Origin of the sequence: Pseudonocardia sp. KRD291, assembly GCF_019263595.1 — a bacterium.
Lineage (GTDB): Bacteria > Actinomycetota > Actinomycetes > Mycobacteriales > Pseudonocardiaceae > Pseudonocardia.
Genome location: NZ_JADQDD010000082.1, coordinates 1 through 21,918 on the forward strand (window position 1 = coordinate 1; position 21,918 = coordinate 21,918).

Consider the following 21,918-nt stretch of genomic DNA (forward strand, 5'->3'; position numbering starts at 1 on the left):
ACGGGTCCGGCGGAGGTCCCGGGGCCGGTCCGGGAGCCGGGGCCGGGGCCCCGACCTGCGGCGGCGCGGGAGCAGGCACGAACGGCGCCCCACCGGCGCCGGGCGCGGCGACGGACCCGTGCCCGGGCACGGCGGCGGGTCCGCCCTCGGAACCCGGCTGCGTCGGGGCGGGGGCGGCCCCGGCCCGCGCACTCGCGGTCGAGGGGTCGAACGCCGGCGGCAGGGCCGGGGCCTGCTGCGCACCGCCGGTGGCGCGGCTCGGGACCTGACCGGGCAGGCTCGGCGAGGCGAGCGCCGACGGCGGGGCGACCGGGGACCCCTGCGGTGCGGCTGCGGTCGCGACGGCCGTGATCCCCCCGAGCGCGCCCACGGTGAGCACGGCCGCGGCCGCGGCGGACGAGGCCCGGCGCACACTCGGCGCGCGGGCGATTACGTCGTCCACCTGCGGCAGCGGTACCGCCACCGACAGTGCGTCGTCGAGCCGGCGGAACTCCTGGTCGATGTAGCGGTGCTCGCTCATGCTCGTTCCCCCGGAAGATCTTCGGTGCCGTACCGGCCGTCCCACTGCTGCGGTGGCCACTCCTCGCGCGCGCGAGGATCCGGTGGCGCCCCGACGACCTCGCCGAGGACGTCGGCGAGCCCCTCGGTCACGACGTGCCGACCCCGCCGCAGACGGTCCCGCACCGACTTCTCCGACACCCGTTCCAGCATCGCGATCTCGTCGGTCCGCATGTCGGCCATGTGGTGCAGCACGATCGCCCGCCGGTCGGTGACCGGGAGCCTGCCCAGCGCGTCGAGCAGCGCGGCCGTCCGCGGCTCGACGGACTCGCCACCCGGGCGAGTACCGCGGCGCAGACCCAACCGGGCCATTCCCTGCCGCCACCCGCGCGTCGAGGTACGGATCGCGACGCGTCGGACCCACCCCACCGGGTCCTCGCTCTCGCGCACCTCCGGCCAGCGGCGCCACGCGCGGGAGTAGGCGTCCTGCACGGCCTCGTGCGCGTCGCCGGGGTGCAGGGTGATCGCGTAGAGCTGGGCGACCAGTCGCGGGTAGTGCGTCTCGAGGTGGGCCCCGAAGTCGGCGCGCAGCTCACCGCGCGGGAGCGTGCTGTGCTGGGCGACCACGGCACCGCTGATCGGTTCCACGTCCCGGACGTCGTCCTCGACGGCCTCGCCGGTGTAGGGGGCGCCGGTGTACGGGTCGACGGTGTAGGGGGCCCCGGTGTACGGGTCCACGGCGTCGCGCTCGGGATCGGCGTCGTCGCCCCGTCCGTAACGCTCCACCACCGTGCTCAACCCCGCGTCCTCTCCTCGTCGCGTAACCCCCGGCGCCCGGGGTCACCCCGCGTCACCGCCGAATCGGCGGATTGCGGGCAACGACGCCCTCACCCCGCCTTTCGACCAACGAGCGGATGCCGTTACAGGTTCGCCCGGACGATCAGGTCACCGACCATCCGGCGCAGGACGCCCAGGTACGTGCCCGGGCGTCCGCGGCGGCGAACCACCGTTCCCGGTGCGCGACGTGTCGCGTCGGGTCCGGGTCCGTGTCGGACGAGGCCGCCACACGTTCGAGCGACTCGTACTCCGCTCGGGCGTCCGGGTTCGCCCGCAGCCAGTCACGCATCCGCAGCGCGTACGTCCAAGCAGGTGACCCGTGTACACGGACGTGCAGATGAGCGGGACGTCCCGGATCGGCCGAGGCGTGGTGGCGCCTCTCCCACCGGGACGGGTCCGGTGCCGCCGGCTCCGGGTGGTCCGCGGTGGTCTCCGGGCCGGGCGGGAAGCCGGCCGCGGCCAGGGCGTCGGCGAGCGCGTCCGCGTCGTCCATCGAGTCGACGGCCAGCTGCAGGTCCAGCACGTTCTTCGCGGCCAGGCCGGGGACGGCCGTGGACCCGACGTGCTCGACCCCGCGCCCGCGTTCCCCCGCCGCCACCGCGATCCGCTCGGCCAGCCGGCGGGCCTGCTCCGGCCAGGTCGGGTCCGGGTCCACCAGCCGCAGGGGCCCGCTGCGGGCGACGCGGCCGGCCCGCAGGTTCTCCTGGAACGGCACCAGCCGCTCGTCCCAGAGCGCGTCCACCCTCCGTCGGGTGTCCTCCTGCGACCCGGAGTTGTCCAGCCAGACGTCGGCGGCGGCACGGCGCGCCGCGTCGTCGGCCTGCGCGGCGATCCGGGCCCGGGCGTCGGCCTCGGCCATGCCGCGGGCGCCGACCAGCCGGGCGACCCGTTCCTCCGCGTCCAGCCCGACGACCACGACGAGTCCGAACGCCGCCGACCCCGACGCGATCGTCGTGCAGGACATCCCGTTGCTGGTCGAGGGCGGCATGTCGGCGGCGGCGATCAGCTCGTCCGAGCGGGCCCGCACACGCGGGTGCACGATCCCGTCCAGGCGACGGCGGGCGTCCGGGTCGCCGAACACGATCGACGCGACCGCGGGCCGGTCCATCTCGCCGTCGGCGCCGATCACCTCCGGACCGAACGCGTCGGAGATCGCGGCCAGGCCCTCCGACCCGGCGGCGACGACCTCGCGCGCGATCACGTCGGCGTCGACGAGCACCGCCCCGCGCTCGGCCAGCCGTCGGGCCACCGTCGACTTGCCCGCCCCGATCCCGCCGGTCAGCCCCACTCGCAGCATCGGGTCACCGTACCCACCCGACGGGCCCGTCCGGCGTGATGTCACCGCCCCGGAGGCGCGATGTCACCGTCCCGGAGGGGACGCGATGTCACCGCCTGGGAGGGGACGCGCGGGGCCGGTTCAGGCCGGGCCCGGCGCGGCCGCGACGGACGGACGCCCGGCCTCGGTGGCCGGCGCCGGGGAGGGCGGCGCGGGAGCCGGTGCGGGACGGCTGCCCGCCGGCTGCGTCGGAGCCAGCGCCGGCAGGATCCGCTTGGCCAGGTCGGGCAGTGTCTCGGCCGCGGAGCGGTTCTGCCCCGGTGCCGAGACCGGCAGGACGAACGTCAGCGTGTCCACCCCGTAGACGACCGCCAGCGTCGACTCGTCCGCCCGCTCGATCAGGACCGCGGGCGCGTCGGCGATCGTGAGGTCCTTCGAGGACCGAGCGTCGCCGCGCTCGGCGTTGCTGTTGAGCTGCCACTGGCGCTTCGCGCCCGCGGCGTCGCCGTAGCGGCCGATGTTGAGCTGGTAGAGCACCGGGCCCTTGGCCGCGTTCGACATCGTGTCCTGGCCACCCGCACGGTAGGTGCAGGCCACGCGCTCGGTGCGCCCGACCGAGGGCTCCGGCACCCCGCGCACGGTCTGCGCGGTGACCGAGCCGAGGGGCTGGCCGAACAACGCGCCGGCCTGGTCGTTCGACATCAGCCTCGTGCAGTCGTCCGGGATGGCGATCTTGATGGGCTCGGAGCCCGGGGCGGCCTGCCCCGGCGCCGGGACCGGGAAGGTGGGGACCGGGATGTTCGGGTCCCCGGACGCGACGGAGCAACCCGTCAGTGCGGTGGCCGCGAGGACCGCGAGTGACAGGTGCAGGAATGACCGGGAAGACCTCCGGCGGGTGTGACCGCCCATGGGTCAATCATGGACGTCGCCGATGATCGAATCACGCGGCGCTGCACGATCGTCACAGACCGCGGCCGAACTGTGATCTCCGGGCGGCGTGCCGACCCGGACACGCCGGGGCCGTGCGCGGCGCCTGTGGCGGGCCCGGAGTCCTTGCCGGACATGCCCGGCGGAGACGGAGACGGGCCCCGGCGACCGTGGTCGCCGGGGCCCGCCCCGATATCGTGCGTCCGGCTCAGGGCCGGGCGCGGTCACGCACCGCCGGAGAGCTTCTCCCGCAGCGCGGCCAGCTGCTCGTCGCTGGCCAGCGAGCCACCGCTCTCGGCCTGCGCCGGGCGGTCGTCGCCGTCCTCGTCGGTGCTGCTGTCACCGGCCGAGCTGCTGGCGCCACCCCCGGAGGAGTAGTTCGCCGTGGCGACCTCGTCACCGGCCTCCGCCTCGGCCTCGGCGGCCTTGCGGATCTGCGCCATGTGCTGCTCGTAGCGCTCGTGGGCCTCGGCGTACTGCTTCTCCCAGGCGCCGCGAGCCTCCTCGTAGCCTTCCTTCCAGTCGCCGGAGTCGACGTCGAAGCCCTCGGGGTAGATGTAGTTCCCCTGGTCGTCGTACTCGGCGGCCATGCCGTACCGGGTCGGGTCGAACTCGGTCTCGGTCGTCATGCCCTCGTTGGCCTGCTTGAGCGAGAGCGAGATCCGGCGGCGGTCCAGGTCGATGTCGATGACCTTGACCATCGCGTCGTCGCCGACCTGCACGACCTGCTCCGGCACCTCGACGTGGCGCTCGGCCAGCTCGGAGATGTGCACCAGGCCCTCGATGCCCTCCTCGACGCGCACGAACGCACCGAACGGGACGAGCTTGGTGACCTTGCCCGGGACGATCTGGCCGATCGCGTGGGTCCGGGCGTAGAGGCGCCACGGGTCCTCCTGCGTCGCCTTCAGCGACAGGGAGACACGCTCGCGGTCCAGGTCCACGTCGAGCACCTCGACCGTGACCTCCTGGCCGACCTCGACGACCTCGGAGGGGTGGTCGATGTGCTTCCAGGACAGCTCGGAGACGTGCACCAGGCCGTCGACACCGCCCAGGTCGACGAACGCACCGAAGTTGACCACCGAGGAGACGACGCCCTTGCGGACCTGCCCGCGCTGCAGCTGGTTGAGGAACTCGCTGCGGACCTCGGACTGGGTCTGCTCCAGCCAGGCGCGGCGGGACAGGACCACGTTGTTGCGGTTCTTGTCCAGCTCGATGATCTTGGCCTCGATCTTGCGACCGACGTAGGGCTGCAGGTCGCGCACGCGGCGCATCTCGACCAGCGAGGCCGGGAGGAAGCCGCGGAGGCCGATGTCCAGGATGAGACCACCCTTGACGACCTCGATGACGGTGCCCTCGACCGGCTCGTCGGACTCCTTGAGCGCCTCGATCGTGCCCCAGGCGCGCTCGTACTGCGCGCGCTTCTTGGACAGGATCAGACGGCCTTCCTTGTCCTCCTTCTGGAGAACGAGGGCCTCGACGAACTCGCCGACCTCGACGACCTCGGCGGGGTCGACGTCGTGCTTGATCGACAGCTCCCGCGAGGGGATGACGCCTTCGGTCTTGTAGCCGATGTCGAGGAGGACCTCGTCGCGGTCGACCTTGACGATCGTGCCTTCGACGATGTCGCCATCGTTGAAGTACTTGATCGTCAGGTCGATGGCGGCGAGGAAGTCCTCCTCCGACCCGATGTCGTTGACGGCGACCTGAGGCGTGGTCGGGGCGGCGGTGGTGTCGGTGGACATGTAGTGGGGTGCTCCGGTGGTTTTCTGGACATAGGCGGACCGGTCGGCTCGACCGGATCGGTCGCTGCGCTGGGCAGTGGTGTCTAGCTGTGACGTTGTAACAGTCACCCTCTGGCGTCGATTCCCGTGGTCGGCGGAACCGGCCGGTGGACGTTCGGTTGCGGTGCTCGAAGTGACGGTCCGCGAACGTCCGGCCGCGTTGACCACGATGCGAATTTCATGCTACGCGGGCCCGAATGCGCGGGGCAATGCGGGTCCCTCCGTTGCGAGCTGCGACGATCGTGCCCGAGATGGATGCGGAGAAGATCGTCGGGACGGCCGGTGTCGCACGCCGGTCGGTGGGGTCGGCCGAGTCCGAGCGCGCCAGCCGTCGCTGGTGGGACGCCGACGCCCGGGACTACCTGGCCGAACACGCCGCCGACATCGGCGACGCCGAGTTCGTCTGGTGCCCGGAGGGCCTGCACGAGGGCGACGCGGGACTGCTCGGCGACGTCGCCGGTGCGCGGGTCCTCGAGGTCGGCGCCGGCTCCGCGCCGTGCAGCCGGTGGCTCGCCGCGCGGGGCGCTCGGCCGGTCGCGCTGGACCTGTCCGCGGGGATGCTCCACCATGCCGCGCACCTGGCGGAGCGCACCGGCATCCGGGTGCCGCTCGTGCAGGCCGGCGCCGAGCACCTGCCGTTCGGCGACGGCGTGTTCGACGTGGCCTGCTCGGCGTTCGGGGCGGTGCCGTTCGTGGCCGACCCGGGCCGGGTGATGCGCGAGGTGGCCCGGGTCCTGCGGCCGGGCGGGCGCTGGGTCTTCGCGGTCAACCACCCGATCCGCTGGGCGTTCCCGGACGACCCGGGGCCGGGCGGACTGACCGTCACCCAGTCCTATTTCGACCGGACCCCGTACCTGGAGGTCGACGCCGGGGGCTCGGCGACCTACGTCGAGCACCACCGCACCCTCGGCGACCGGGTCCGCGACGTGGTGGCGGCCGGACTCGAGCTCACCGACCTCGTCGAGCCGGAGTGGCCGGAGGGCCGCGAGCGCGTCTGGGGCCAGTGGTCGCCGCTGCGCGGACGCCTGTTCCCCGGCACCGCGATCTTCGTGACCCGCCGCCCCGGCTGAACGCCCCTCCGGCCGCCGCGGCGCCCGGGGCCGTGTGTCCCGAAGGGTCCGCTCGCTCACGGGGAGGTCCCGAGGGGGCCCCTCGCGGCCCATGGGGTGGTCGCGCCGCCGAGCCGGCGCCGCCGAGCCGTCGCTGCCGGGGGCACGGGAAGGACGTGCGCGCGTACGGTCTGCCGGTGCCGATCGATCCCTCGCAGCTTCCCGAGATGGCCCCCGAGATGAGCTCCGAGCAGCTCGCCTCCCGGATGGGGCTGGAGCTGACCACGCTCACCCTGGAGGAGGTGGTCGGCCGGATCCCGGTGGCCGGCAACCGCCAGCCCTACGGTCTGCTGCACGGCGGCGCCAGCGCCGTGCTGGCCGAGACACTGGGCTCCACCCTCTCCGCCCTGCACGCGATGCCCGAACGGTTCCCGGTCGGGCTCGAGCTGGCCTGCACCCACCACCGCTCGGCCACCGACGGGTGGGTCACCGGCACCGCCCGCCCGCTCCACGTCGGACGGTCCACCAGCACCAGCGAGATCGTGGTCGTCGACGAGCGGGGCAGGCGGGTCTGCACCGCGAAGCTGACCTGTCTGCACCGGGACAACCGGCCGCAGGCCGGCTGAACACGATTTCGCCGGAACCGCAAAGAAATTGTTCCCCGAGGTGTAACGAACGCCTGCGACACCGCGACAGAGGAGCGTCGGCGACCCGTCTGACACACATCCGTCACACAGTCACGATGTGGATACAAGAACATTCGGGGAACTGTCGCCGGGCGAACGCGCCGGGCTACTTTTCCGCCGGAACCCCGCGACCCGCTCCGGGCGCGGACCGGTTGACCAGGCTCCTCGGGGGGACCGGTCACGCTGTTTGGAGGACTCGGTGCTCAGAAGCAGGCGTGCGGCCGTACTGGCGGGAGGGGTCGCGCTGACCCTGGCCCTCGCCGGATGTGCGGCGAACCAGGAACCGGCTCCCGGAGGGGGCGGCGGCGCGGGCAACCGGCCGGACATCCCGGCGGTCACGACGCTGCCGGTCCCGGCCGACGCGGCCAACCCAGCCGGCAACGGCCAGGCGGCCTGCGCCCCGACCACGACGCTGGCCTACGCCGGTGCGCTGACCGGCAGCAACGCCCAGCTCGGGGTGAACATCGTCAACGGCGTGCAGCTGGCCGTGAACCAGCACAACCAGAACAACCCCAACTGCCAGGTGCAGCTGAAGAAGTTCGACACCGAGGGCACCCCGGACCGGGCGCCCGGCATCGTCACCCAGGTCGCCAGTGAGAAGGACACGATCGGCGTCATCGGCCTGCCGTTCTCCGGCGAGTCGAAGGCCACCGGCGCGATCTTCCAGCAGGCCGGCCTCACGCATCTGAGCCCGTCGGCCACGAACCCCGATCTGACCAAGAACGGCTGGACCACGTTCTTCCGCGCCCTGGCCAACGACAACGTGCAGGGCCCGGCCGCGGCCAAGTTCATGACCGGCAAGCTCGGCGCGACCAAGGTCTGCGTCATCCAGGACGACTCGGACTACGGCACCGGCCTGGCCAAGGCGACCAACGACGCCCTCGGCCCGGTGGCCGCGGACTGCCAGGACAAGGTGACCACCGGCCAGAAGGACTTCGCCGCGGTCGTGAGCAAGGTCGTCGCCGCGCAGCCGCAGGTCGTGTTCTACGCCGGCTACTACGCCGAGGGCGCCCCGCTCGACCAGCAGCTGTCCACCCGCGGTTTCCAGGGCGTGTTCCTGGGCCCGGACGGCGTCAAGGACCCGGAGTTCGTCAAGCTCGCCGGCGACGCCTCGAGCAACGCGTTCTTCACCTGCCCCTGCACCCCCGGCGAGCTGGTCCCCCAGTTCGCCGACGCGTACAAGGGCGTGAGCGGCGGCTCCGCGCCGGGCACCTACTCACTGGAGGGCTACGACTCCGCGACGATCCTGCTCAAGGCGATCGACTCGGGCGCCAAGGACCGGGCGGCGGTGCAGAACTACGTCAAGAGCTACGACGCCCCCGGCTTCAGCAAGCAGTTCAAGTGGGACCCCTCGGGCGAGCTCGCCACCACCAAGGTCTTCGGATACAAGGTGGAGAACGGCCAGATCGTGCCCGTCGGCGAGATCGGCTGAACGTCGAGTCGACGCTGACGTCAGTTCTCCGGTAGTCGACCACGGGCATGTCCGCCCGGGACCAGGACGGTCCCGGGCGGGCATGCCCGTCTCGCGTGAGGATCTCCCGTGCTCGTGACCCACTTGCTCGCCCGGGGCCAGGTGCTGGCCCAGGGTCCGGACTGGATCAGTTTCGACGTCGGCGCGTTCGTCGACCAGTTCTGGTCCAACACCTTCGACGGCCTCACCTACGGGGCCATCTACGCGCTGATCGCCATGGGCTACACGATGGTCTACGGCGTCCTGCAGCTGATCAACTTCGCGCACTCCGAGGTGTTCATCGTCGGGGCGTACGCCCTGTTCTTCACCCTCGCCGCGCTGGGCTTCGGCCCGTCGGCCCCCAACCTGAACGTGTTCGCCCTGGTCGGTGACCTGGTGCTGGCCATGCTGGTGGCGATGCTCGCCGCCGGAGCGATCGCGATCCTGCTCGAACGCGTGGCCTACCGGCCGCTGCGCCGGCGCAAGGCACCCCGGCTGGCGTTCCTGATCACCGCGATCGGGGCCTCGTTCGCCATCCAGTACGCGATCTTCGCCTGGCGCGGGCCGAACCCGGAGCCCGCGCTGATCATGTTCCGGCAGCAGCCGGTGTTCGAGGTCTTCGGCGCGATCATCTACGACCAGCAGATCGTGATCTTCGTGGCCGCGCTGGTGCTGATGGTGGTCGTCGACCAGTTCGTGAACCGGACCCGGCTCGGGCGCGGCCTGCGCGCGGTGGCCCAGGACCCGGACACGGCCACCCTGATGGGCGTGAACCGGGAACGGGTGATCACGCTGACGTTCCTGATCGGCGGCTTCCTGGCCGGTGCCGCGGCCCTGTTCTACGTGATGAAGGTGCCGGCCGGCGTGCAGTACAACGGCGGGTTCATCCTCGGCATCAAGGCCTTCGCCGCGGCCGTGCTCGGCGGCATCGGCAACATCCGCGGAGCACTGATCGGCGGCCTGCTCCTCGGCGTGATCGGCAACTACGGGCAGACCCTGTTCGGCAACGCGCAGTGGACCGACGTGGTCGCGTTCGTGGTGCTCGTCGGCATCCTGATGGTGCGCCCGACCGGCCTGCTCGGCGAATCGCTCGGGAAGGCGCGGGTATGACGACGACGCAGAATCCCTCCCCGGCGGCGACCCCGTCGTCCGGTGGCGACAGGCGGCTGCTCGGCGGGCTACGCGACCGCTGGAACGGCCTGCCGCGCGCGCAGCAGTGGCTGTGGCTGATCCCGCTGGTGGTGCTGATCTACGCGCTGCCGGTGCTCAACCCGCCGCTGCTGACCACCGAGCCGGGCACGAACTTCCCGATCGCGCTGTTCGACGCCGCGCGGTTCGCGCTGCTGGCGATCGGCCTGAACGTGGTGGTCGGCCAGGCCGGGCTGCTGGACCTGGGCTACGTCGGCTTCTTCGCCGTCGGCGCCTACGTCGCGGCCATGCTGACCAGCCCGGACTCGGTGCTCACCACGATCCCGTACCTGTGGACGCTGCCGATCGCGATGATCGTGACGATGCTGGCCGGGCTGCTGCTGGGCGGGCCGACGCTACGACTACGCGGGGACTACCTGGCGATCGTCACGCTCGGGTTCGGCGAGATCATCCGGCTGCTGGCCACGATCGTCGGACCCCTCAAGGGACAGGTCGGTTTCCAGGGCGTCGGGCGTCCGCCCGGCACCGACGCCGACGGGCAGCCGCTGTTCGCCAACTCCGACGGCACCACCTGGTACTGGCTGGTCGTCACGATCACCATCGCGATCCTGCTGCTGGTCGGGAACCTGGAACGCAGCCGGGTCGGCCGGGCCTGGATCGCGATCCGCGAGGACGAGGACGCCGCGCAGATCATGGGCGTGCCCACGGTCCGGTTCAAGCTGTGGGCGTTCGTGATCGGCGCCGCGATCGGCGGGCTGTCCGGGGCGCTGTTCGCGGGGCAGGTCGGCTTCGTGAACAACCAGAAGTTCGACGTCCCGACCTCGGTGCTGTTCCTGGCCGCGGTCGTGCTCGGCGGGTCCGGCAACAAGGTCGGCGTGATCGTCGGGGCGTTCCTGGTCTCCTACATCCCGAACCGGTTCATCGAGCTGGCCGGCTACAAGTACCTGATCTTCGGGGTGGCGCTGATCGTGCTGATGGCGTTCCGCCCGCAGGGCCTCCTGGGGGCGCGGCAGCGCCTGCTGGCCTACGGCAGGCAGGCCTACCAACGGCTGGTCGGCAAACCCGAGCAGCTGGCCTCGGACAATCCGATGACCGCCGAGAACGGGGGTGACCGATGAGCACCCCGTCGGAACCGCCCGTCGAGGGTGGGCTCGTCGCCGAGCTGGAGCTGATGACCCCGGAGCAGCGGGCCGCGCACGAGGCCGAGGTCGCCGACGTCGTCGCGCCGGACCGGGAGATCGCGGTCGCGGTCGGTGACACGCTGCTGTCCATGGAGAACGTGACCATGCGCTTCGGCGGCCTGGTCGCGCTCGACGACGTCTCGTTCGACATCCGGCGCGGCGAGATCCTCGGGCTGATCGGCCCGAACGGCGCCGGCAAGACGACCTGCTTCAACGCGCTCACCGGCGTCTACCGGCCCAGTTCGGGCCGGGTCCTGCTGGAGGGCGCGCCGCTGGGCCGTCGTCAGCGCTTCCAGATCACCCAGCTCGGCATCGCCCGGACGTTCCAGAACATCCGTCTCTTCAGCGAGATGACCGCGCTGGAGAACGTCGTGGTCGGGACGGACGCCCGGCATCGGACGTCGGTGATGGGTGCGCTGTTCCGGGTGCCGCGACACACCCGCGAGGAGAAGCAGGCGATCGAGCGGGCGATGGCGCTGCTCGAGTTCGTCGGCATCGCCGACCGGGCCGCGGACAAGGCGCGCAACCTGCCCTACGGCTACCAGCGCCGCCTCGAGATCGCCCGCGCGCTGGCCACCGAGCCGAAGCTGCTCTGCCTGGACGAGCCCGCCGCGGGCTTCAACCCGGCCGAGAAGGACAACCTGATGGGGTTGATCCGCAAGATCCGCGACGACGGGTACACCGTTCTGCTGATCGAGCACGACATGCGTCTGGTGATGGGCGTGACCGACCGGATCGTGGTGCTGGAGTTCGGCAAGAAGATCGCCGAGGGCCTGCCCACCGAGATCCGGGACGACCCGGCCGTGGTGGCCGCCTACCTGGGGGTCCCCGATGACGACGCTCCTTGAGCTGGACGGGGTCGGTGCCCACTACGGACGCATCCAGGCCCTGGACGGCATCTCCCTGCGGGTCGACGAGGGCGAGGTGGTGACCCTGATCGGCGCGAACGGTGCCGGGAAGACGACCACCATGCGCGCCATCTCCGGCGTCCGGCCGATCTCGTCGGGGTCGATCACGTTCGACGGCACCGACATCTCGACGCTGCGCGCGGACCTGCGGGTGGTCCGCGGGATCTCCCAGGCCCCGGAGGGCCGCGGGATCTTCCCCGGCATGACCGTGCTGGAGAACCTGGACATGGGCGCCTACAGCCGCAAGGACCGCAAGGAGCTCCCGGCCGAGATGGACCGGATCTTCGAGCTGTTCCCGCGGCTGGCCGAGCGCCGTTCGCAGGTCGGGGGCACGCTGTCCGGCGGTGAGCAGCAGATGCTGGCGATCGGGCGGGCGCTGATGTCCAAGCCGCGGCTGCTGCTGCTCGACGAGCCCTCGATGGGCCTGGCCCCGCAGTTCATCGCGCAGATCTTCCGGATCATCACCGAGATCAACCAGAAGCAGGGTGTGACGGTGCTGCTGGTCGAGCAGAACGCCCAGCAGGCGCTGTCCCGGGCCGACCGGGCGTACGTGATCGAGACCGGCCGGATCACGCGGTCGGGCACCGGCAAGGAGCTGCTGGCCGACCCGAGCATCAAGGAGGCCTACCTGGGCGTCGCGTAGGCCCTCCCGCACGACGACAGGAGCCCCGCCCGGATTCCGGGCGGGGCTCCTGTCGTGCGCGGGCTCAGGCCTTCGCGGTGGCCAGGCCGTCGATGACGGCGTCGGCGACGGCCTTCATCGTGGTCCGCCGGTCCATCGCGGTGCGCTGGATCCAGCGGAACGCCTCGGGCTCGCTCATCTTCTGGTGGGTCATCAGCAGGCCCTTGGCCCGGTCGACGACCTTGCGGGTCTCGAAACGCTCGTTGAGCGAGGCGACCTCGTCCTCGAGCGCGCGCTTCTCGGCGAACCGGGAGACCGCCAGCTCGATCGCGGGCACCAGCTCGTGCCGGGCGAACGGCTTGACCAGGTAGGCCATCGCGCCGGCGTCGCGGGCCCGCTCGATCAGGTCGCGCTGGCTGAACGCGGTCAGCATGACGACCGGGGCGATCCGCTCCCCCACGATCTCGGCGGCCGCGTCGATGCCGTCCTTCTTGGGCATCTTGACGTCCATGATGACCAGGTCCGGCTCGAGCTCGCGGGCCTGCTCGACGGCGGCCTCGCCGTCACCGGCCTCACCGGCGACCTGGTAGCCCTCCTCGGAGAGCATCTCGGCGAGATCCATCCGGATCAGCGCCTCGTCCTCGACGACCAGGACCCGCCACCCGGGGCGCGGACCGTCGCCGTCGTCCTGCGGCGTGTCTGCGGGAACGTCCTCGGCCACCGGGATCTCCTTCGTCGAACTGCTGTGCGGCGGAACAGCCAGGCTACCGGGCACGCGCCACTCGGACCGCTCCACTTCAGCACTTCGTGTGCGGAAACACGTCCCGAAGCGGCGCCACAGCGCTCCACCCCACCTCATCGAGAAGGCCGAGAGGCACGAGAGCTCCGCTCGTCCAACAGGAGCGGACGAGAGCAGCTCTCGTCCGGCGGAAGGGTGCCCCCGGTGGGATTCGAACCCACACTGGACGCTGTTTGAGAGCGCGGTCTCTGCCAGTTGGACTACAGGGGCTTACAACGTTTCGACTAATCGATTCGCTCTGCCTACGATAGCGCGCCGCCGGATCCGTTTCCTGCTCGGCCCGCTCCTTCTCTCACGCCTCCCACACCCCGGCCAGTGTCGTCGCGATCCGGCGCATCACGTGCCGGTCGTTCCAGTAGAGGGTGTGTGCGAGGGGGCTGAGGTTGAACGGGAACGGTCGCGTCCCGACCCGTTCGTCGGTCACCGCGTCCCGGTACTGCGGCGACAGCCCGGCCAGCGGGGTGGCGATCACGTCGTCGGGGTCGTAGAGGTTCGTCCAGCCGCCGCGCCCGGCCAGGTCCGGCTCGACGTCGGGGTGCGGGACGCGCAGCGGGGTGTCGAGCTGGTCCTCGTCGAGGCCGAGCGTGAACAGCGCGAGCGGGCTGCCCAGCGTGTGCAGGCCGGCGAGCGTGCGGCCCCGCTCCAGCGCGGTGTCGCCCACGACCGCCGCGACCTGCTCCGGCAGGTCCGTGCCGGCGTGCAGGTCGTGGAAGTAGTTGCTGACCACGACGGTGCCCAGGCTGTGCGCGACCACGCACAGCCGTGCGTCCGGGCCGGCCTCCTCGGCCAGCTCCCGCAGGCTCCGGGCCAGCACCGCGTGCACGCCGCCGTAGACGCCCGCGTTGGACCGCTGGTAGGCGATCGCGTCACCGACGTAGCCGACGGCGAGCCAGCGCAGCGTGGGCCAGTGGAAGTCACCGGTGCCCGGCAGCCGGCGCACCGCCCCGCTGGCCACCAGCCCGGTCAGCGCGGCCACCGACCCCCTGGACGCGACGCCACCGGCCCACCGCAGCCCCTCGAGGAACCAGCCGAGGGTGTCGCCGTGCCCGGTCAGGCGCCGCTCCAGGTCGTCCTGACGCTGCTGCAGCACCGAGACCCAGTGCGCCGAGCGCACGGCCAGCGCCTCCTCCGCGGCGACGCCGGTGTGCGCCGTGAACTCCTCGCGCAGCAGCCGCATCGCCGTCGCCGCGACGTCGTCGTCGGAGGTCTCGACGCCGTGCACGAACAGCACGGCGAGCTTCTCGGACATGACGCTCCCCGCAGGTCGACCCGGAGATCATCACGCTACCGCCGCGGCAGGAGCTCAGTGCCGGGGCGCGCCGCCGCCACCGCCGCGCTTGCGCAGCATCCCCTGGATCTTCTCGCGGTTCTTCGGGTCCGAGGCGTAGCGCTTGGCCTGGTCGGTCATCTTGCGGCCCTGCGGGCTCTTCAGGAACTGGGAGATCTTGCTGAACAGGCCGGGCATGGGTCCTCCTGGGTCGCACGGCGCGGGATGTCCCCGGCCGCCGGTACACGATACAGCCGGACAACCCGGACATGCCGGGCGCGACCGGATGGTCAGGCGCGCTCGAGCAGCGCGACGGCCTCCATGTGGTGGGTCATCGGGAACGCGTCGAACGCGCGCAGCGCGGTGACCCGGTACCCGTGTGTCCCGAACAGCGCGAGGTCGCGGCCCAGCGACGCCGGGTCACAGGCCACGTGCACGATCCGGGCCGGTCCGCGCGCGGCCAGCGCGGCGACCATCGCCCGGCCCAGCCCGGCCCGCGGCGGGTCGGTGACCACGACGTCCGGGACGCCGTCGAGGCGCGCGACCTCGCGCTCGGCCCGGCCGATCCGGAAGTCGACCTGCCCGAGTCCGGCCAGCGCCCGGCGGCCGTCGGCGACGGCGTCGCGGGAGGACTCGACGACGGTCACCCGTCCGCCCGGGCCGACCTGCCCGGCCAGCACCGAGGCCAGCACGCCGACCCCGCCGTAGAGGTCCCACGCGACGCCTCCGGGCGGGGCGGCGGCCCACTCGGCCACGATCCCGGCCAGCGTCGGAGCCAGCGACGGGTGCACCTGCCAGAACACGCCCGGCGTCAGCTCCCACCGGTGACCCGCGGCCTGCGCGGTGACCGGGCCGTCCCCGGGCAGGTGCGCCCGCGCGGCGGCGTCGACGGTCACCTCGACGTCCTCGCCCGGGGTGAACGAGCACTCCAGCACCGGCGGCAGCGACCCGGACGGGGCCAGGAGGCAGTCGGCGACCGGCAGCACGTCGTGGCTGCGGTGCGCGCGCAGGCCGGGCGTGCCCTCGTCGTCGACGGCCAGGCGGACGCGGGTGCGCCAGCCGAGCGGCCCTCCGGGCAGCTCCTCGACCTCGACCGGGCCCAGGTGCGCGGTGGCCGGGCCGGCCAGGCGGGTGAGCTGCTCGCGCAGGACGTCGGTCTTCAGGGCGCGCTGCGCGGCCGGGGTGGCGTGCTGGAAGTCGCAGCCACCGCACGCCCCGGGCCGGGCCCACTCGCACGGCGCGGGCACCCGGTCCGGCGATCCGCGCAGCACCGACACCGCGTCGGCGCGGCAGAACGCGCCGCCCGGGTCCTCGGTGACCACGGCACGCACCCGCTCGCCGGGCAGCGCGTGCCGGACGAACACGACCCGCCCGTCCGCCGACGGCTCGCCGTCGTCGCCGGCACGGGCGACGCAGTGCCCGCCGTGCGCGACGGCGCCGACCTCGAGCTCGAGCACCCGGTCCGTCCAGTCCAGTGCGGTGCTCCCGCTCGCGGGTGTCGTCGCGGACTCGCTCAACGGTTCCTCTTCCCGGTGGGGGTCGTCCCCGTGGTGGTGGTCCTGGGTGTCGCCGGCTTCCCGGGGGTGCTCGGCGCGTCCGGCCGCAGGCCCCCGCCGGTCGTCGCCCCGCCGCCGCGGCCCTCGCCGGGCAGCGGGGCCTGCGACGACGGGTACCCGCGGCGCGACGCGCCCGGTGCGGTCAGCGGGCTGAGCCCGCGCGCGCCCTCCGAGGACCGTAGCTGCCAGGGCACGCTGGTCACCATCACGCCGGGCTGGAACAGCAGCCGGCTCTTCAGGCGCAGCGCGCTCTGGTTGTGCAGGACCTGCTCCCACCAGTGCCCGACCACGTACTCCGGGATGTAGACGGTGACGACGTTGCGCGGGGAGTCGCTGCGGATGCGCTTCACGTAGTCCAGGACCGGCTTGGTGATCTCCCGGTAGGGCGACTCGACGACCTTGAGCGGCACCGGGATCTCCCGCTTGTCCCAGTCCCGGACCAGTTTCTTGGTGTCGGCGTCGTCGACGTTGACCGTGACCGCCTCCAGGATGTCCGGGCGGGTGGCGCGGGCGTAGGCCAGTGCCCGCAGCGTCGGCTTGTGCAGTGTGGAGACCAGCACGACGGCGTGGTTGCGCGAGGGCAGCACGTCGTCGGACTCGTCGGCGACGAGCTCGGCCGAGACCCGGTCGTAGTGCTTCTGGATGGCCAGCATCAGCACGAAGAACCCGCCCATCGCCACGATCGCGATCCAGGCGCCGAGCGTGAACTTGGTGATCAGCACGGTGATCAGCACGACGCCGGTCATGGCCGCGCCGAACCCGTTGATGGCCTGGCTGCGCCGGATCCGGGCCCGTTCCGGGGGCTCCGGGCCCTCGGCCAGCGCCCGGCTCCAGTGCCGCACCATCCCGATCTGGGACAGCGTGAACGACACGAACACGCCGACGGTGTAGAGCGGGATCAGCTTGGTGACCTCGGCCTGGAACCCGACGACCAGCAGCACGGCCAGGAAGGCCAGCACGACGATGCCGTTGGAGTAGGCCAGCCGGTCGCCGCGGGTGTGCAGCTGGCGCGGCAGGTAGCGGTCCTGGGACAGGATCGAGCCGAGCACCGGGAACCCGTTGAACGCGGTGTTCGCCGCCAGCACCAGGATCAGCGCCGTCGTCACGACCACGAAGAAGAACCCGGGCCGGAAGCCGGCGAACACCGCGTCCGCGAGCTGGGCGATCATCGTCTGCTGCTGGTAGCCGGGCGGCGCGTCCGGGAACTGGCGGGCCGGGTCCTCGGCGATCTTCGCCCCGGCCGCCTGGGCCAGCGCGATCAGGCCCATGAACATCGTGATCGAGATCGTGCCGAGCATCAGCAGCGTGGTGGCCGCGTTGCGCGACTTCGGCTTGCGGAACGCCGGGACGCCGTTGCTGATCGCCTCGACACCGGTCAGCGCGGCCGCGCCCTGGGTGAACGAGCGCAGCACCAGCAGGACCAGCGCCAGGCCGGTGAACTGGTCGCCCTCGGCCACCAGCTCGAGGTTCGCACTCGCCGCCTGCACCTCGTCGCCGAGGATGACGATCCGGGTGAAACCCCAGACCAGCATCGCCCCGATGCCGAAGACGAACGCGTAGACCGGGATCGCGAACGTGGTGCCGGACTCCCGGATACCGCGCAGGTTGACCGCGGTGAGCAACGTGATCGCGACGACGGCGAAGAGCATCTTGTGCTCGCCGACGAACGGGATCAGCGCGCCGATGTTGGCCGCGGCCGAGGAGATCGAGACCGCGACGGTGAGCGTGTAGTCGACGAGCAGCGCGCTGGCCACCGTCAGCCCGGCCTTCTTGCCCAGGTTGACGGTCGCGACCTCGTAGTCGCCGCCGCCCGAGGGGTAGGCGTGCACGTTCTGCCGGTAGCTGGCCACCACCGTGAGCATCACGATCACCACGGCCAGGCCGATCCACGGCGAGAACGCGTACGAGGTGACGCCCGCCACGGACAGCGTCAGGAAGATCTCTTCCGGGGCGTAGGCGACCGACGACATCGCGTCCGAGGCGAACACCGGCAGGGCGATGCGTTTGCGGAGCAACGTGCTGTTCAGGCGGTCGCTGCGCTGCGGCCGTCCGACCACGAGCCGCTTGGCGGCGACGGCGAGCTTGGACACGGTGCGCAGCCTATGCTCCCGTCGACGGGCACTCGCGATAGCGTGCGCGCGGCGGACGCGGGTGCGTCGCCACCGTCGATCCCCGCCGGTCGAGGACCGTGGAAGGACCATCCCCGTATGCACGTCGTGATCATGGGATGCGGCCGGGTCGGCTCGTCCCTGGCCGCCGGGCTGGAACGCCTCGGCCACGAGGTCGCGGTGATCGACCGCGACCCGCAGTCGTTCCGCCGCCTGGGCCCGGACTTCCGCGGACGCCAGGTCGTCGGCTTCGGTTTCCACCGCTCGGTGCTCGACGAGGCCGGCCTGGAGAGCGCGGACGCGTTCGCCGCCGTCTCCAACGGGGACAACTCGAACATCATCGCCGCCCGGGTGGCGCGGGAGAGCTACGGCGTGGAACGGGTCGTGGCCCGGATCTACGACGCCAAGCGGGCCGCGGTCTACGAGCGGCTCGGCATCCCGACCGTGGCCACCGTGCCGTGGACGACCGACCGGCTGCTGCGGATGCTGCTGCCCGACGGCGTCGCGACGGCCTGGCGCGAGCCCACCGGGACCGTCGCGGTGCTGCCGCTGCCCCTGCACGAGGAGTGGGCCGGCCAGCCGGTCCGCAAGCTCGAACGGGCCACCGGGTCGCGGGTCGCGTTCATCGTGCGGTTCGGCACCGGCGTGCTGCCCGGCCCGGAGACCACGGTGCAGGCCGAGGACACCGTGTACGTGGCGGCCCGGTCGGGCACCGTCTCGGACGTGACGGGGGCCGCCGCGGCGGCCCCCGAGGAGGACTGAACCCATGCGCGTCGCGATCGCCGGAGCCGGCGCGGTGGGGCGTTCCATCGCGCTCGAGCTCGTCGAGTCCGAGCACCAGGTGATGCTGATCGAGCGCGAGCTCGGCCAGATCGACCCGTCCGCGGTCGAGGACGCCGAGTGGGTGCACGCCGACGCCTGCGAGCTGAGCTCGCTGGAGGATGCCGGTGTGGAGGGCTGCGACGTGGTCATCGCCGCGACCGGCGACGACAAGGTCAACCTCGTGGTGTCGCTGCTGGCCAAGACCGAGTTCGGGGTGCGCCGGGTGGTGGCCCGGGTGAACGACCCCCGCAACGAGTGGCTGTTCAGCGAGAACTGGGGCGTCGACGTCGCGGTGTCGACCCCGCGCCTGCTGGCGGCGCTGGTCGAGGAGGCGGTGGCCGTCGGGGACCTGGTGCGTCTGCTCACGCTGCGCCAGGGTCAGGCGAACCTGATGGAGGTCACGCTCCCGGACCCGACGCCGCTCTCCGGCCGCCCGGTGCGCTCGCTGGCGCTGCCGCCGGACTCGGCGCTGGTGGTGATCCTGCGCGGCGGACGGGTGATCGTCCCGCAGCCCGACGACGCGATCGAGGCCGGCGACGAGCTGCTGTTCGTGGCCACCGCCGCGGTCGAGGGGGAGATCCGCTCCGCCCTCGACGTCTGAGCTAGGCGGGCGCTGCCGCCCGCTCGGCGCGGCGGACGATCAGGATCGTGGCCAGGATGGCGGCGCCGAACAGCGGGTAGCCCATCGCCAGCCGCGCGATGCCCAGCGCGTTCTCGGCGTTGGCGTCGTAGAGCAGGCCCTGCACGACCACACGCAGGGCGAACACGATCGCCCAGATACCGGTGGCCCAGGTGTAGGCCCGCAGCAGCCGCCGGTCGGAGCGCCACTCCTGTCCGTGCCCGTTGATGCCGTGCCAGATCACCCCGGCCAGCGGCCGGCGCACGATCACCGAGATGAGCGCGACCAGCGCGAGGAACCCGCTGTAGAGCAGCCCCGGCAGGTAGAAGCCGCGGGCCTCGCCGGTCTGGTTCGCCACCAGGGCGCAGACCCCGACCCCGATCAGCCCGGAGATCGCCGGCTGGATCGGGTCGCGGCGCACGAGGCGCCACAGCAGGACCAGCACGCCGGCGGCGATCGCGGCGTAGAGGGCCGGGCGCAGCGACGTGATGACGTTGACCACGACGAACACCGCCACCGGGACGGTGGAGGCGACGATCCCGGGGATGCCGCCCATCTGGTCCATCATCGTCGGACCGGTGCGCGCCGGGTGGGTGGTGCCGTCCCCTGTGCCGTCCCCTGCGCCGCCGGTGCCGTCGCCGGTGCCGCTGCCCTCGGGGCCGTCGTCGCGGGGGCGCCCGTGGGGCGGCGGGCCCGCGGGATCGATCCGCGGCAGGCGGGTGGTCGGGGTGCTGTCCGGGTGCCGTTCGCTCACTGTGCCTGGCAGATCTCGTAGTACGGGTTGTAGAGCACCTTGTGGCCGTCCCGGACCGACATGCGCCCGCGGACGCGCATCGTGCGGCCGGCCTCGATGCCGGGGATCCGGCGGCGGCCCATCCAGACCAGCGTCACCCCGTCGGTGCCGTCGAACAGCTCGGCCCGCAGGGTCGCCTCGGCGCTCTGCGGGCACAGCTCCACGCTGCGGATACGGCCGAGCATGACGACCTCCTCGCCGCACGCGCAGTCCTTCGCGGCGCGGGCGCCGGAGTCCTCGGCGTCCTCCGCGAGGTCCCGGGCGTCGAGCTCGTCGACGTCACTGGTGAGCTTGCGGAGCATCCGGCGGAACGTCCCGCCATCCGTGCTGCCCATGTCTCTCCTCGGCCAGGCGCGGACCCCGACCCGGTCGGAGTCCCCTCGCTCGTGTCGCGATCCGACTCGTGTCGTGCTCTCGCGCTACCAGGGTAACGCTCGCAGTGCCGCCGATGTGCCCGCTCCCCACGCGCCGTGGACCACCCGGGCGTCCACGCCGAGCGGTCGCCCTCCGTTGGTGGGCGGTCGGCCGCTCGGCCGGTCGGGTGGCGGAATCGGTGGTCAGGGGCGGCGGTGGCGGTGGCGGCCCGGGTCGGCGACGTCGGTGAACAACGTCACCGGGTCCTCGTCCGTCCCGGGTTCCGGGCCGTCGCCGCCCGGGTGACGGCCGTTGGTGCCGTTGCGCCGGTACCGCTCCCCCGCGTCCGCCGGGGAGTTGAACAGGTCGTCGCCGCCCGTGTGGCCGTACTCGCGGTGCGTCGTGTCGCGCCAGTCGGTCAGCGGGCCGCGGGAGCCGTTGCGCTGCGGCTCCGGGTCCAGCGGCGTGCGCGACGCTCCGGCGTCCGGGTCCAGCGGCGTGCGCGACGCCCCCGTGTCCGGGTCCCGGTGGCCGCCGGGGCGTGCGTGACGCCCGCCCGGGCGCGCCGCGATCTCGGCCGACATCCAGGACGACGCGCCGGTGGTGCGGTCATCGGTCTCGACCTCCCCGCGGCGCCGGCGGCGACCGGGCCCGGGATCGGCCGTGGACGGCCGGGACGCGCCGTTGGCCCCGGCCCGGGGCCGCCGCCGGGGAAGGGCGTCGGAGACCGGGTCCGCCACGGTCTCCGCGCCCCACCCGGGGGCCGGCTCGGGGATCGGCTCCGGGGCCGGCACGGCGTCCAGCTCGGCCTCGAGCAGCGGCACGTCGGACAGCGGGATGTCCTCGATCGCCATCCGGCTCACCGCCGCCGGTTCGACGGGGTCGACGGAATCGGACCGGGACCCGGACCACGGCTCGGGTCGGCGGTCGTCGTCGGCGCCACGGAGCAGGTCGGTGGCGGGGGTCGTGTCCCGGCCGTCCCGAGGGCGGTCGGCACGGCGCCTGCGGGGCGGCTGCTCGTCGGACCGGCCGCCGTCCGGGGTCGTGCGGGCGGTCGCCGGTCGCGAGGTGCTCGAACGGGCGGTGGTCGAACGTGAGCCGGTCGAACGCGAGCCGGCCGAACGGCCCGGGGCGGGCCGCAGCGACGCCGGGTCCGGCACCAGGTCGGACGGGGACAGCGCGGTCACCGCGGGATCACGGCGCACCGGGGGCTCGACCGGCTCCGGCGCGTCGTCG

Annotated in this window: 22 protein-coding genes, 1 tRNA gene and 1 pseudogene; 10 read left to right on the forward strand and 14 right to left on the reverse strand. The window is 72.7% G+C overall.

Annotated elements, in window-relative coordinates; translation table 11 throughout:
• From I4I78_RS13770 to rpsA, 5 genes and pseudogenes are all read right to left on the reverse strand, one after another.
• Nucleotides 1-520: pseudogene (locus I4I78_RS13770) on the reverse strand (hypothetical protein); the annotation flags it as partial.
• Nucleotides 517-1,287: a sigma factor-like helix-turn-helix DNA-binding protein gene (locus tag I4I78_RS13775; RefSeq protein ID WP_308252094.1), complete on the reverse strand. Its 771-nt coding sequence runs from the start codon at nt 1,285-1,287 to the stop codon at nt 517-519. The pseudogene I4I78_RS13770 and the gene I4I78_RS13775, both read right to left, overlap by 4 nt.
• 151 nt (nt 1,288-1,438) lie before the next feature.
• On the reverse strand, nt 1,439-2,632 hold the full coding sequence (coaE, locus tag I4I78_RS13780) for a dephospho-CoA kinase (RefSeq protein WP_218611698.1): 1,194 nt from the start codon (nt 2,630-2,632) through the stop codon (nt 1,439-1,441).
• A 120-nt stretch (nt 2,633-2,752) separates the two neighbouring features.
• Complete coding sequence (locus I4I78_RS13785) at nt 2,753-3,520, reverse strand: hypothetical protein (RefSeq protein ID WP_218611699.1); 768 nt, start codon at nt 3,518-3,520, stop codon at nt 2,753-2,755.
• Nucleotides 3,521-3,762: 242 nt separating this feature from the next.
• Nucleotides 3,763-5,280 (reverse strand): 30S ribosomal protein S1, encoded by a 1,518-nt coding sequence (rpsA, locus tag I4I78_RS13790; protein ID WP_218611700.1) that lies wholly within the window; start codon nt 5,278-5,280, stop codon nt 3,763-3,765.
• A gap of 290 nt (nt 5,281-5,570) precedes the next feature.
• Between rpsA and I4I78_RS13795 the strand changes: the two genes are divergently transcribed.
• The 7 genes from I4I78_RS13795 to I4I78_RS13825 all read left to right on the forward strand — a co-directional run bounded on the left by I4I78_RS13795 (nt 5,571) and on the right by I4I78_RS13825 (nt 12,385).
• The gene (locus tag I4I78_RS13795; protein WP_226379658.1) at nt 5,571-6,389 is read left to right on the forward strand and encodes a class I SAM-dependent methyltransferase; all 819 of its coding nucleotides are present in this window, start codon (nt 5,571-5,573) and stop codon (nt 6,387-6,389) included.
• A 206-nt stretch (nt 6,390-6,595) separates the two neighbouring features.
• Complete coding sequence (locus tag I4I78_RS13800; RefSeq protein ID WP_218611714.1) at nt 6,596-6,994, forward strand: hotdog fold thioesterase; 399 nt, start codon at nt 6,596-6,598, stop codon at nt 6,992-6,994.
• A gap of 259 nt (nt 6,995-7,253) precedes the next feature.
• Nucleotides 7,254-8,486: a branched-chain amino acid ABC transporter substrate-binding protein gene (locus I4I78_RS13805; protein ID WP_218611702.1), complete on the forward strand. Its 1,233-nt coding sequence runs from the start codon at nt 7,254-7,256 to the stop codon at nt 8,484-8,486.
• 108 nt (nt 8,487-8,594) lie between these two features.
• Entirely contained in the window at nt 8,595-9,614 is a 1,020-nt protein-coding gene (locus I4I78_RS13810) for a branched-chain amino acid ABC transporter permease (RefSeq protein WP_374225869.1), read from the forward strand.
• Complete coding sequence (locus I4I78_RS13815; protein WP_218611703.1) at nt 9,611-10,771, forward strand: branched-chain amino acid ABC transporter permease; 1,161 nt, start codon at nt 9,611-9,613, stop codon at nt 10,769-10,771. The genes I4I78_RS13810 and I4I78_RS13815 overlap by 4 nt, the downstream gene beginning before the upstream one ends.
• Nucleotides 10,768-11,682, forward strand: coding sequence for an ABC transporter ATP-binding protein (locus tag I4I78_RS13820; protein ID WP_218611704.1), 915 nt, complete (start codon nt 10,768-10,770; stop codon nt 11,680-11,682). Before I4I78_RS13815 ends, I4I78_RS13820 begins: the two co-directional genes overlap by 4 nt.
• On the forward strand, nt 11,666-12,385 hold the full coding sequence (locus I4I78_RS13825; protein ID WP_218611705.1) for an ABC transporter ATP-binding protein: 720 nt from the start codon (nt 11,666-11,668) through the stop codon (nt 12,383-12,385). Before I4I78_RS13820 ends, I4I78_RS13825 begins: the two co-directional genes overlap by 17 nt.
• Before the next feature lie 64 nt (nt 12,386-12,449).
• Here I4I78_RS13825 and I4I78_RS13830 read toward each other — a convergent pair whose 3' ends face one another.
• From I4I78_RS13830 to I4I78_RS13855, 6 genes are all read right to left on the reverse strand, one after another.
• Complete coding sequence (locus I4I78_RS13830; protein ID WP_374225870.1) at nt 12,450-13,085, reverse strand: ANTAR domain-containing response regulator; 636 nt, start codon at nt 13,083-13,085, stop codon at nt 12,450-12,452.
• Nucleotides 13,086-13,299: 214 nt separating this feature from the next.
• A tRNA-Leu gene (locus I4I78_RS13835) sits at nt 13,300-13,373 on the reverse strand.
• 82 nt (nt 13,374-13,455) lie between these two features.
• Nucleotides 13,456-14,412 carry a hypothetical protein gene (locus I4I78_RS13840; protein ID WP_218611706.1) on the reverse strand — a complete coding sequence of 319 codons (957 nt, stop codon included), beginning with the start codon at nt 14,410-14,412 and terminating at the stop codon, nt 13,456-13,458.
• 54 nt (nt 14,413-14,466) lie between these two features.
• Complete coding sequence (locus I4I78_RS13845) at nt 14,467-14,628, reverse strand: hypothetical protein (protein ID WP_218611707.1); 162 nt, start codon at nt 14,626-14,628, stop codon at nt 14,467-14,469.
• Nucleotides 14,629-14,720: 92 nt separating this feature from the next.
• Entirely contained in the window at nt 14,721-15,947 is a 1,227-nt protein-coding gene (locus I4I78_RS13850) for a class I SAM-dependent RNA methyltransferase (protein WP_226379659.1), read from the reverse strand.
• Entirely contained in the window at nt 15,944-18,076 is a 2,133-nt protein-coding gene (locus I4I78_RS13855) for an APC family permease (protein ID WP_218611708.1), read from the reverse strand. The genes I4I78_RS13850 and I4I78_RS13855 overlap by 4 nt, the downstream gene beginning before the upstream one ends.
• A 117-nt stretch (nt 18,077-18,193) precedes the next feature.
• On the opposite strand from I4I78_RS13855, the gene I4I78_RS13860 reads away from it, so the two are divergent.
• Both I4I78_RS13860 and I4I78_RS13865 read left to right on the forward strand, forming a co-directional pair.
• Nucleotides 18,194-18,856 (forward strand): TrkA family potassium uptake protein, encoded by a 663-nt coding sequence (locus tag I4I78_RS13860; RefSeq protein WP_218611709.1) that lies wholly within the window; start codon nt 18,194-18,196, stop codon nt 18,854-18,856.
• A 4-nt stretch (nt 18,857-18,860) separates the two neighbouring features.
• Complete coding sequence (locus I4I78_RS13865; protein WP_218611710.1) at nt 18,861-19,517, forward strand: TrkA family potassium uptake protein; 657 nt, start codon at nt 18,861-18,863, stop codon at nt 19,515-19,517.
• Nucleotide 19,518: 1 nt separating this feature from the next.
• On the opposite strand, the gene I4I78_RS13870 is transcribed toward I4I78_RS13865, so the two are convergent.
• From I4I78_RS13870 to I4I78_RS13880, 3 genes are all read right to left on the reverse strand, one after another.
• On the reverse strand, nt 19,519-20,289 hold the full coding sequence (locus tag I4I78_RS13870) for a DUF3159 domain-containing protein (protein ID WP_308252093.1): 771 nt from the start codon (nt 20,287-20,289) through the stop codon (nt 19,519-19,521).
• A complete protein-coding gene (locus tag I4I78_RS13875; RefSeq protein ID WP_218611711.1) occupies nt 20,286-20,663 on the reverse strand; it encodes an OB-fold nucleic acid binding domain-containing protein in 378 nt (125 codons plus the stop codon). The genes I4I78_RS13870 and I4I78_RS13875 overlap by 4 nt, the downstream gene beginning before the upstream one ends.
• Before the next feature lie 222 nt (nt 20,664-20,885).
• Nucleotides 20,886-21,536 (reverse strand): hypothetical protein, encoded by a 651-nt coding sequence (locus I4I78_RS13880; protein WP_218611712.1) that lies wholly within the window; start codon nt 21,534-21,536, stop codon nt 20,886-20,888.
• 100 nt (nt 21,537-21,636) lie between these two features.
• On the opposite strand from I4I78_RS13880, the gene I4I78_RS13885 reads away from it, so the two are divergent.
• Nucleotides 21,637-21,918 (forward strand): hypothetical protein (locus tag I4I78_RS13885; RefSeq protein ID WP_218611713.1); only part of this gene is annotated, 282 nt, incomplete at its 3' end.